This is a genomic window from Nocardioides sp. LHG3406-4, assembly GCF_049897745.1.
Taxonomy (GTDB): domain Bacteria; phylum Actinomycetota; class Actinomycetes; order Propionibacteriales; family Nocardioidaceae; genus Nocardioides.
Genome location: NZ_JAFCWV010000001.1, coordinates 923,277 through 933,885 on the forward strand (window position 1 = coordinate 923,277; position 10,609 = coordinate 933,885).

General features: G+C 72.5%; 12 protein-coding genes. 6 read left to right on the forward strand and 6 right to left on the reverse strand.

Annotated elements, in window-relative coordinates; all coding sequences use genetic code 11:
- Nucleotides 1-124: 124 nt before the first annotated feature.
- The gene (locus ACP7BP_RS04495; protein WP_426242892.1) at nucleotides 125-802 is read left to right on the forward strand and encodes a Crp/Fnr family transcriptional regulator; all 678 of its coding nucleotides are present in this window, start codon (nucleotides 125-127) and stop codon (nucleotides 800-802) included.
- A gap of 147 nt (nucleotides 803-949) precedes the next feature.
- Here the strand turns inward: ACP7BP_RS04495 and ACP7BP_RS04500 are convergent, their stop codons facing one another.
- The 6 genes from ACP7BP_RS04500 to ACP7BP_RS04525 all read right to left on the reverse strand — a co-directional run bounded on the left by ACP7BP_RS04500 (nucleotide 950) and on the right by ACP7BP_RS04525 (nucleotide 4,948).
- Nucleotides 950-1,849 (reverse strand): hypothetical protein, encoded by a 900-nt coding sequence (locus tag ACP7BP_RS04500; RefSeq protein WP_426242894.1) that lies wholly within the window; start codon nucleotides 1,847-1,849, stop codon nucleotides 950-952.
- Nucleotides 1,850-2,069: 220 nt separating this feature from the next.
- A complete protein-coding gene (locus tag ACP7BP_RS04505) occupies nucleotides 2,070-2,879 on the reverse strand; it encodes an MBL fold metallo-hydrolase (RefSeq protein WP_426242896.1) in 810 nt (269 codons plus the stop codon).
- Complete coding sequence (locus tag ACP7BP_RS04510) at nucleotides 2,876-3,724, reverse strand: NUDIX hydrolase (RefSeq protein ID WP_426242897.1); 849 nt, start codon at nucleotides 3,722-3,724, stop codon at nucleotides 2,876-2,878. The genes ACP7BP_RS04505 and ACP7BP_RS04510 overlap by 4 nt, the downstream gene beginning before the upstream one ends.
- Before the next feature lie 3 nt (nucleotides 3,725-3,727).
- Nucleotides 3,728-4,186 (reverse strand): RidA family protein, encoded by a 459-nt coding sequence (locus ACP7BP_RS04515; protein ID WP_426242899.1) that lies wholly within the window; start codon nucleotides 4,184-4,186, stop codon nucleotides 3,728-3,730.
- Nucleotides 4,186-4,344: a DUF4177 domain-containing protein gene (locus ACP7BP_RS04520; RefSeq protein WP_426242901.1), complete on the reverse strand. Its 159-nt coding sequence runs from the start codon at nucleotides 4,342-4,344 to the stop codon at nucleotides 4,186-4,188. Before ACP7BP_RS04520 ends, ACP7BP_RS04515 begins: the two co-directional genes overlap by 1 nt.
- Nucleotides 4,345-4,354: 10 nt before the next feature.
- On the reverse strand, nucleotides 4,355-4,948 hold the full coding sequence (locus ACP7BP_RS04525) for a YdeI/OmpD-associated family protein (RefSeq protein WP_426242903.1): 594 nt from the start codon (nucleotides 4,946-4,948) through the stop codon (nucleotides 4,355-4,357).
- A 66-nt stretch (nucleotides 4,949-5,014) separates the two neighbouring features.
- Here ACP7BP_RS04525 and ACP7BP_RS04530 point away from each other — a divergent pair, with 66 nt between their 5' ends.
- The 5 genes from ACP7BP_RS04530 (at nucleotide 5,015) to ACP7BP_RS04550 (ending at nucleotide 10,577) form a co-directional block, all read left to right on the forward strand.
- Entirely contained in the window at nucleotides 5,015-6,175 is a 1,161-nt protein-coding gene (locus ACP7BP_RS04530; RefSeq protein WP_426242905.1) for a sensor histidine kinase, read from the forward strand.
- Nucleotides 6,172-6,834, forward strand: coding sequence for a response regulator (locus ACP7BP_RS04535; protein ID WP_426242907.1), 663 nt, complete (start codon nucleotides 6,172-6,174; stop codon nucleotides 6,832-6,834). The genes ACP7BP_RS04530 and ACP7BP_RS04535 overlap by 4 nt, the downstream gene beginning before the upstream one ends.
- Before the next feature lie 76 nt (nucleotides 6,835-6,910).
- Nucleotides 6,911-7,690 (forward strand): ABC transporter ATP-binding protein, encoded by a 780-nt coding sequence (locus tag ACP7BP_RS04540; RefSeq protein ID WP_426242909.1) that lies wholly within the window; start codon nucleotides 6,911-6,913, stop codon nucleotides 7,688-7,690.
- Nucleotides 7,687-10,119, forward strand: a complete 2,433-nt coding sequence (locus ACP7BP_RS04545; RefSeq protein ID WP_426242911.1) for an ABC transporter permease — start codon at nucleotides 7,687-7,689, stop codon at nucleotides 10,117-10,119. Before ACP7BP_RS04540 ends, ACP7BP_RS04545 begins: the two co-directional genes overlap by 4 nt.
- A gap of 59 nt (nucleotides 10,120-10,178) precedes the next feature.
- A complete protein-coding gene (locus ACP7BP_RS04550; protein ID WP_426242912.1) occupies nucleotides 10,179-10,577 on the forward strand; it encodes a low affinity iron permease family protein in 399 nt (132 codons plus the stop codon).
- Nucleotides 10,578-10,609: the final 32 nt, after the last annotated feature.

The following is a 10,609-nucleotide window of genomic DNA, read 5'->3' on the forward strand; positions in this document are numbered from 1 at the left end:
CCGTGGGGAGCCGGGCGTCGCCCGAGATGGTCCACGGAACACCGCAGGTGGCACTGTGACCCGGGCCACTGGATAGGATGCCACCAGACGCCCGGCTCGGGCGCGGCAGAGACTGGAGGACCCCGTGGACAACGACGTACTGCGTCAGGCGCCGCTGTTCAGCGCGGTGGACGACGAAGCAGCCAGCGCGCTGCGCAGCTCCATGGTCGAGACGTCGCTGCGCCGTGGCGAGGTGCTCTTCCACGAGGGCGACTCCGGCGACAAGCTTTACATCGTCACCGAGGGCAAGGTGAAGCTCGGCCGGTCCTCCTCCGACGGCCGCGAGAACCTGCTCGCGATCATGGGCCCCGGCCAGATGTTCGGCGAGCTGTCGCTCTTTGACCCAGGCCCGCGCTCGGCCACCGTCACCGCCGTCACCGACACCACCTTCGTCTCGCTCTCCCACTCCGACCTGCTGCGCTGGCTCGAGGGGCGGCCGATGGTCGCCCGTGGCCTGCTCTCCCAGCTCGCCGGACGGTTGCGCAAGTCCAACGACGTTGTCGCCGACCTGGTCTTCTCCGACGTACCCGGTCGCGTCGCCAAGCAGCTGCTCGACCTCGCCGACCGCTTCGGCCGCACCGCCGACGACGGGGTCCACGTCCACCACGACCTCACCCAGGAGGAGCTCGCCCAGCTGGTCGGCGCCTCTCGCGAGACGGTCAACAAGGCGCTCGCCGACTTCGCCTCCCGCGGCTGGCTGCGCCTGGAGCCCCGCTCCGTGGTGATCATGGACGTCGAGCGTCTGTCCCGCCGCGCCCGCTGACCGTCGAGTCGCGCCTCCGTGCCCCTCGAGTCGCGCCCTCGTGCCCGTCGAGTCGCGCCCTCGTGCCCGTCGAGTCGCGCCCTCGTGCCCGTCGAGTCGCGCCTCCGTGCCCCTCGAGTCGCGCTTCCGTGCCTAACGAGTCGCGCCTCACGCGACCTTGCGCGTCCGCAGCAACGTCGCGAGCTCGGTGACCCACGGGTCTGACACGTCGTTGAGCGACTGCTTCGTGAGTACGACGACCGTCCACCCGCGCTGCTCCAGCCAGGCCCGTCGAGCCAGGTCCCGGGTGCGATCGCGTTCACTGGTGTGCCACTCCTCACCGTCGTACTCGATGGCGATGCGGGCCCGCGGGTACGCCAGGTCGAGACGGAAGACCGGCCTGCCGGCGTCGGTGACCCAGTGCTGCGCCGCCGGCTCAGGAAGCCCGTGGTCGATGATCGCCAGCCGCATCCACGCCTCGGGTTGGGACTCGGCTACCCCTCTGACCAAGGGGACCAGCTGCCGCAGCTGCACGACCCCGCGCCGGCGGAAGTAGCGCGGAAGCAGGCGACGCAGGTCGGCGAGCGCGAATCCGTGCACGCGCATGAGCTCCTCCATGGCGGCGAACGCGACCGGACGACGGAGCGCGCACCCGAGGTCCATGGCGGTCCGCAGCGGAGTCGTCACCCGCACGCCGTCGAGGATCACCCAGTCCTCGTCACGCAGGTCGCGCGTCCCACCGTCGACCTCGGGCCGCTCGGTGGCGCGGTGTCCGCGGAGGACGCACGTCTCCAGCGCCGGCGTCCCGTCGAGCTCGGCGTACGCGAAGCAGTCGACGCCCCAGATCCATGCTGCGGTGCGGTCACACACGACGGAGTGGTCGCTGACGACGAGCGCAGCCGCCCGGGCGCGCAGCAACGGGGTCAGCGCCACGTCGGAGCGGACGTAGAGGCCGGCCATGAGCCGCACGAGGCGACGTTCGGCGACGGCGACGCCGAGCACCTTGCGGGAGAAACCCCACGAGGCGGCCATGGACGTGGTGAAGGGATCGGCAGGAAAGGTCGGCATGGCCGGGATCCTGCGACGATCGCCGTACTGTCAGTCCGGCGTACCCGGCGGGCTGTGGAAAGTGCGGCCCGCGACCAGGGTGTGGACGGATTGCGGCCCGTCGGCGCAACTCAACGGGTACGAACGCGCGACTCAACTGATGCGGCGGCGCGACTCAACGGGTACGAACGCGCGACTCAACAGGCACGGCGGCGCAACTCAACGGGTACGAACGCGCGACTCAACGGGGGTGGAGGTACGCGAGCTGGGCGCGCACGGACAGCTCGGCGGCACCCCAGAGCACCTCGTCGACGTCGGCGTACACGATCTCCACGATCCGCCGCGGCAGCGACTCGTGGTCGAGCGGCGCACCGTCGCGGTGGGTCGCGTGGAGGCTGCGCAGGGCCTCGCGCACTTGGTCGAGTCGATCCTGGCGGTGGGCGATGTAGTAGTCGAGCGTCCCGAGCGCGTCGTCGAGCACCGGTCCGTGCCCCGGCCAGATCGAGGTCACGTCGTGCTCGGCGGCCAGTGCGTGCAGCCGATCGAGCGAGTCGAGGTAGGCGCCGAGCTGTCCGTCGGGGTGCGCGACCACGGTGGTGCCGCGCCCGAGCACCGTGTCGCCCGTGAGTACGGCGCCCTCGGCGGGCAGCAGGAACGACAGCGAGTCGGCGGTGTGCCCGGGGGTGCCGACGACTCGCACCTCGAGCCCGTCGACGGACACCACGTCGCCGTCGGCCAGGCCCTCGCTGCCCAGCCGCTGGGCCGGGTCGAGCGCCCGCACGCCGCACCCCATGCGCTCGGCGAACTCGCGAGCCGCCTCGGAGTGGTCGAGGTGGTGATGGGTCAACAGCACGACCTCCACCTCGCCCGCGACCGAGGCCACGGCGTCGAGGTGCGCGAGGATCGAGGGGCCCGGGTCGACCACGACCGACCGGCGGGCACCGGGCTCGCGCAGCACCCAGGTGTTGGTGCCGTCCAGGCTCATCAGGCCGGGGTTGGGAGCGAGCACGCACTGCGCTCGCGCCCCGAACGCTCCCCCCGACCAGGTCATCGGTCGGCGATCAGCCGGGTGTAGCGCTCGGGCGTCGACAGCACGTGCCCCTCGCCGTCGGTGACGACCTCGGGCATGAAGATCTCGACGGTGCGGTCCTCGGCGGCGGCCATCACGGCAGCCGGGGAGTCGAACGTGTCGAGCTCGAGGCAGGTGAGCCACGTCGGCGGCATCATGAAGAGCTCTCCTTCGTCGACCGCCGCGACGGCGTCACGCGCCGGCATCCAGGCGACCGACGACGACTCGGTCGACACGTCGCGGGTGCGCTGGCCCTCGGGCAGCACGGCGACGAAGAACCAGGTGCGGTAGCGGCGCGGCTCGAAGACCGGCGTCAGCCAACCCGACCAGGCGCCGAGGAGGTCGGTGCGCAGCACCAGTCCGCGGCGTACGAGCAGGTCGGCGAACGCCAGCTCGCGCGACTCCAGCGCCAGGCGGTCGGCCTCCCAGTCGTCGCCCGTCGTGTCGGACACGACCGAGGTGGCGTCGGGACCGGCCAGCAGCACGCCCGACTCCTCGAACGTCTCCCGGACCGCCGCGCACACCAGCGCGCGCGCGAGGTTCTCGTCGACGCCGAGACGTCGAGCCCACTCGTCCGGGCCGGGTCCCGCCCAGGCCAGCGCGGGGTCGTCGTCACGGTCGTCGACGCCACCGCCGGGGAAGACGCACATGCCGCCGGCGAAGGCCATCGACGTCTGCCGGCGCAGGAGGTAGACCGACGGACCGTCGTCGGACGGCCGCATCAGTACGACGGTCGCGGCGTTGCGCGGCTCGGCCGGCTCGGCCGACCCCTCGGCGTAGGCCTGCGCGTGCGCGACGAGGTGCGCCGGCAGCGGGAGACGCTTCACCCGTCAGACCTCGACCAGGAGCTCGACCTCGACCGGAGCATCCAGCGGCAGCACGGGTACTCCGACCGCCGAGCGGGCGTGGATGCCGGCGTCGCCGAACACCTTGCCGAGCAGCTCCGAGACGCCGTTCGCGACGACCGGCTGCCCGGTGAAGTCCGGGGTGGAGGCGACGAAGCAGACGACCTTGACCACGCGCTTGACCAGCGCCAGGTCACCGATCTCGGCCTTGACCGCGGCGATGGCGTTGAGGGCGCACTGCTGTGCGCACTCGACCGCGTCCTCCTGGGAGACCTCGCCGCCGACCTTGCCGGTGAGCATCAGCTCGCCGGAGCGCATCGGCAGCTGGCCGGAGGTGAAGACGTGGTTGCCGGAGCGGACCGCGGGCACGTAGACGGCGACCGGCTTGGCGACCTCCGGCACGGACAGGCCGAGGTCGGCGAGGTTCTCTTCGGGATGGGACATCAGGACTCCAGAGGACGCTTGAAGTAGCCCACGTTGTTCTCCGGGTTCATGCCCGGCGCGATCTGCACGAGCTCCCAGCCGTCGGCTCCGAAGTTGTCGAGGATCTGCTTCGCGGCGTGCGTGAGGATCGGCGCCGTCAGGTACTCCCACTTGGTCATGCGACCGACCTTAGTCGGGCCTCGCCCTCTGTGGGTGCGGGGTCTCGTGGCGCGCCAGCATCGCCACGAACTCGCGGATCTTCCGCTCCCGCGTCTCGGGCCTCTTCACCTGGCCGAGGCGGTGGATCAGCGAGTAGCGGTTGGTCTTGGTCAGCACGTCGAACATCGCCTGGGCCGCGGGGACGGCGGCGATCGCGGCCGCGAGGTCCTCGGGTACGACGGCCTCCGAGGGCGGCGCGTACGCCCGCTCCCAGCGGCCGTCGTCCTTGGCCGCGTCGACCGCAGCGCGGCCGGCGGCGGTCATCCGGCCCTCGCGCTCGAGCCGCTCGACGTGCCCGACGTTGCGGGCCGACCACGTGCTTCGCGGGCCGCGGGGCGTCATCCGCTGGTACGACGTCTGGTCGTCGCGCCGGCGGGCCTGACCGTCGATCCAGCCGAAGCACAGCGCCTCGTCGACCGCCGTGGCCCAGGTCATGGTGGTCTGGGTGCCGCCCTTCTTGGTCAGGATCAGCCAGACACCGGGCGACGAGTCGTGGTGCTCCTCCAGCCAGGCGCGCCATTCAGCGGGGTCGGCGACGAGCAGCTCCTCCAGTTCGGCGGCCATGGCCCGACCCTAGGGTCATCCCGTGGTCTGACGCACCTGCCTGCGCGTCCGTCTACGGTGGCGAGCGTGAACGAGACAGGGGCGGGACGCCGCCCGTGGCAGCTGGGGGCGTCGGGCCGCCGGTGGTTCGACCGCGTCCTGGCCACCACGCTCCTGCTTCCCGCCCTGGCGATGCCGGTGGCGGGTGTCGACCCGTGGTGGACGGTGCTGTCGTTCGTCCAGGTGCTGCCGCTCTACTGGCGCCGAGCCCACCCGGTCGCCGTCTTCGCCGCCGTCGCGCTCGCGCACGCCGTCCAGGTGCCCCTGGTGGGCACCCCGATCTGGGGCCAGGTGGCCGCGCCGGTCGCCATCTACTCCGTCGCCCGGTTCTCGACCGCTCGCGCGGGGATGGCGGCGCTCGCGGTCGGTGTCATCGCGAGCGCGGTGGCCTCGGTCGACTGGCTCGAGGGTCTCGGTGCCCGTGAGCTCACCGTGCAGCGCTTCCTGCCCTACTTCCTCACCTGCGCCGCCATCGTGGTCAGCTCGTGGGCGCTGGGGACTCTCGGTCGCACGCGTGCGGCGTACGTCGACACCCTCGTCGAGCGCGCGGAGCGGATCCACCGCGAGGCCGAGCAGCAGGTGGCGCTCGCCGCGTCCGACGAGCGCACCCGCATCGCTCGCGAGATGCACGACGTCGTGGCCCACGGGCTCTCGGTGATCGTCGTGCAGGCCGACGGCGCGAGGTACGCCGCGGCGCACGATCCCGCGCTGGCGACCGAGGCGCTCGACGCCATCGCGAGCACGGGTCGGGAGTCGCTGACCGAGATGCGGCGGATGCTCGGCCTGCTGCGCTCCGACGCCACCGGCACCGCCCCGGCGCCCAGGCTGGCCGACATCCCGGTGCTGGTCGAGCAGGCCGGACCGGGAGTGCGGGCGGAGCTGAACGGGCTCGACACCGAGGTGCCGGTGGGCATCGCCCTCACGGCGTACCGCGTCGTGCAGGAGGCCCTGAGCAACGTCCGCAAGCATGCCGGGCCGGGGGTGGAGGCGCAGGTGCGCGTGCAGGTGACCGGCGGCGAGGTGGTCGTGCAGGTGGAGGACGACGGCCGCGGCGCAGCGAGCGACGACGACGGCTCAGGCCTGGGGCTGCTCGGCATGCGAGAGCGGGTCACGGTGCACGGCGGCACGCTCGCGGCCGGGCCCTGGCCGGGCGGCGGGTTCCGGGTGGACGCGAGAATCCCCTTATGAGTGAGGCGATCCGGGTGTTCCTCGTCGACGACCAGCAGATGGTGCGTGCGGGCTTCCGGATGCTCATCGAGTCGCAGGCCGACCTCACCGTCGTGGGCGAGGCCGGCGACGGCCAGGCGGCCGTCGACCTGCTCGCGACCACCTCGGCCGACGTCGTACTCATGGACGTGCGGATGCCCCGCCTCGACGGCGTCGAGGCCACCCGGCTGGTGGCGGCCCACCCGGAGTCGCCCCGGGTGATCGTGCTGACGACGTTCGACCTCGACGAGTACGCCTTCGCCGCGATCAGGGCGGGCGCGGCGGCCTTCCTGCTCAAGGACGCCGCTCCCGAGGACCTCCTCGGCGCCATCCGCACCGTGCACGCAGGCGACTCGGTGGTCGCGCCCAGCACCACCAGGCGGCTGCTCGAGCACTTCTCCGCGTTGCCCCACGCCCGTACGCCGACGGCCGACGATGTCCGGCTCGACCGCCTCACCGACCGCGAGCGCGAGGTGCTGGTCCTGGTCGGCCGCGGTCTCTCCAACGCCGAGATCGTGGCCGAGCTCGTGGTGGCCGAGGCGACGGTGAAGACGCACGTGAGCCGGTTGCTGGCCAAGACCGGATCGCGCGACCGGGTGCAGCTCGTGGTGCTGGCGCACGAGGCCGGACTCGTCGGCTGACTCATCCCGCGGGTGGACGCCGGGATCAACCCGCGGCCTGACGACTGGGGGGCCGCGGAGAAATAGCGTCGTCGTCATGACCCAGACGACGTTCGGCCCCACTCCTCACCACGACTCCGGCCCCGCCGAGACCGCCGCCAGCGCCCGCGGACTGTGCCGCACCTACGGCCGCGGCGACGCGACCGTGCACGCCCTGCGCGGCGTCGACCTTGACCTGCCCGACGGACGATTCACCGCGATCATGGGCGCCTCCGGCTCCGGCAAGTCGACCCTCATGCACTGCCTCGCCGGCCTCGACACTCCCACCGAGGGCCGGGTCTCGGTCGGCGGGGTCGAGCTGCACTCGCTCGACGACACCGCCCTCACCGTCTTCCGCCGCGACCACATCGGCTTCGTGTTCCAGTCCTACAACCTGCTGCCGATGCTGGATGCGCGCCAGAACATCCTCCTCCCCCTGGACCTCGCCGGACGCTCGGTCGACACCGGGCGATTCGACCTGGTCGTCGACACGATGGGCATCCGCGACCGGCTCGGGCACCGCCCGCACCAGCTCTCCGGCGGCCAGCAGCAGCGGGTGGCGATCGCCCGCGCGGTCATCGCCCAGCCCGACATCGTCTTCGCCGACGAGCCGACCGGCAACCTCGACAGCGAGGCGTCGGCCGAGGTGCTCGGCTTCCTGCGCCGCTCCGTGCGCGAGCTGGGCCAGACGGTCGTGATGGTGACCCACGAGCTCGACGCCGCGGCGTACGCCGACGACGTCGTGGTGCTCGCCGACGGGGTGGTGCGCGAGCACCTCGTCGAGCCCGGCACCGACCGGCTCGTCGCGGCGCTGCGCGGCGAGGCGGCCGTCCGATGAGGGTCGTCCTGCTCGCCTCCCTGCACACCCACACCCGCAGGTACGTCGCCGCCGCGCTCGCCGTCACCATCGGCGTCGCGTTCATCATCACCACGGCCGCGCTCACCTCGTCGGCACGCTCGGGCATGCTGGCCGGCATCAAGGCGCCCTACGTCGGTGCAGACGTCGTCGCGACCGGCCTCCCCTCCGAGGCGGCCGTCGAGATCCGTGACGGAGCCGGCGACGCCGGTGCCGACGCCGCCGTCATCGGCTGGACCCGCCAGGCCGTCGCGCGCGACGGCGTGCGCCTCGTCGACGAGACCGACATCGGCGAGCTGAGCACCGCGCCCGCCCTGCGCTGGCAGGAGCTGGCCGCCGGGCGCTTCGCCACGCGTCCGGGCGAGGCCGTCGTCGACGTCAACGCCGCCAAGAAGGGCGACGTCCAGGTCGGCGACCGGCTCACCATCGGCACCGGGGACAGCACGGTCGACGTCGACGTCGTCGGGAAGGTCGACTCGCCGTCGATCACCAGTGCCGCGTCGATCTACCTCACCTGGCCGGATCTCGCCCCGTGGGGCGAGTCGATGTTCGTCGACGGCGTCGCGTGGGCCTCCACCGGCTCGGTGGCCGACCAGACCCGCCAGATCGAGGACATCACCGAGGACGTGACCGTGATGTCGGTCGGCGACTTCGTCGAGGAGCGCCAGATCGAGGCCAACCAGGGCGTCAACGTGCTGGCCACCATGCTGCTGCTCTTCGCGGCCATCGCGCTGTTCGTCTCGGTGCTGGTCATCGCGAACACGTTCACGATCCTCTTCGCCCAGCGCCAGCGTGACTTCGCGCTGCTGCGCTGCGTGGGCGCCACCCGGCGTCAGGTGCTGCGCTCCATCCGGGCCGAGGCACTGGTCCTCGGCGTCGTCGCCTCCGGCATCGGCATCGGCGCCGGGGCCGGTGTCGGCTACGGCCTGGTCGCCCTCGCCCGGGGACGGTTCTCCGACGCATCGATGGGCGGTGTCGACATCGGCCCGCTCTGGTACGTCGGCGCCGCCGCCGTCGGCCTGCTCGTCACCACGGTCGCGGCCTGGCTGCCCACGCGCCGCGCCGTACGCGTCGACCCGCTCGTCGCGCTGCGACCCGACTCCGGTGTCGACGTGCGCACCACCGCAGGGCGGTGGCGCATCGCCGCCGGTCTGATGGTGATCGCGGCCGGCGTGGTGCTCCTGGCTCTCTCGGTGGCCCAGGAGTCGGTGGTGCCCATGGTCGCCGGCGGCTCCGCGACGTTCGCCGGCCTGCTCATGCTCGGACCGGTCATCGTGCCCGGCATGATCCGGGCGATCGGCCCGGCGACCGGCCGGATCACCGGCATGCCCGGCCGGCTGGCCACGAGCAACGCAGTGCGCAACCCTCGTCGTACGGCGGCCACCACCGCCTCGCTGCTCATCGGGGTCACTCTGACGACGGCCGTGCTCACCGGCATGGCCAGCTCCCGCAGCGCACTGGGCGCCGAGATGGACCACCAGCACCCGCTCGACGGGGTGCTGACCTCGACAGGTGAGCCGATCCCGGCCTCGGTGCTCGACAAGGTCGAGGGCCTCGAGTCGGTCGAGACGGCGGTCCCGGTGCAGGGCGTGCAGGCTCGCATCGTCGGCGCCGGTGGGCTGCCGCTGCTGGCGGCGCCGGACAGCAGCTCCGTCAACCGTGACGCCGAGCCGTTGGCCGCGGCCGGACCCGACGAGATCTACGTGCCCTGGGAGGCGCTCGGGCCCGAGCAGCTCGACGGCGACACGGTCACCGTGCGCGTCGGCGATCGCACGGCGCGGCTGACCGTGGTCACCGGCGAGGGCTGGGGCAGTGCAGCTGTCGTGGCACCGGCGACGCTGGCGCGGCTCGCCCCGGACGCGGCCCTGACCGCGATCTGGCTGCGCGCGGCCGACGGAGCCGACGGAGACGACTTCGGTGGCGACCTCGACGCGCTGGGTGCGCCTGTGGGCGCCGAGCTGGAGAACGGACTGGCCGACCGTGCCTGGGTCGACCTCCAGCTGGACGTGCTGACCGGCACCGTCGTGGGGCTGCTGGCCGTCGCGGTGGTGATCGCGCTCATCGGGATCGCCAACACGCTCGGTCTCTCGGTGATCGAGCGTGGCCGGGAGAACTCCCTGCTCCGCGCCCTGGGCCTGACTCGGCGTCAGCTCCGTACGACGCTGGCCGTCGAGGCGGTGCTGCTCTCGGTGGTCGCCACGGTGCTGGGCGGGGTCATCGGGGTGGCGTTCGCGTGGGTCGCCGTCCAGGCGATGGTGCAGCCGGTGATCGCCGATGCCCCGGTGGTGCTGCCGTGGCTCCAGCTGGCGGCGGTCGTCGCGGTCGCCGGCGCGGCGGGCCTGCTGGCCGGTGTGCTCCCGGCCCGGCGGGCGGCGCGCACCGCGCCGGCCGCGGGACTGGCCGTCGACTGAAGTCCCTCCCGGTGTGGCTTCGCGAGGCGGAGCCACGCCGGGCGCCGTACCCTGCGCCCATGGACGGACGAAGCGACGCCGCGGAATCGCGCACGAAGGACGACGGGCGAGGCGCCTTTGAGCGGTTCGTGGAGGCCGTCAACCAGCACGTCAGCCGTGCTCCGTTCTTCGGCGTCATCGTGGTGGCGATCGTGCTCTGGACGGTGAGCTACCCACTGTGGAAGAGCACCACCAAGTGGGAGCTGGCGCTGCACACCGTGTCGTCGGTCCTGTCACTGCTGCTGCTCGTGCTCCTCGAGAACGCCGGCCGCCGCAGCGAGGAGGCCGCGCAGGAGAAGCTCAACGTGCTGGCCGAGGCGCTGTCGGACCTGATGAGCCACCACGCCGAGGACTCCCCGAACCTCCAGGAGTCCGTGCGCAGGCTGCGCGAGGCGGTCGGCCTCGAGGACCGGCACTGATCCCCGTGCCGATCTCGTGTTGACCTCAAGCA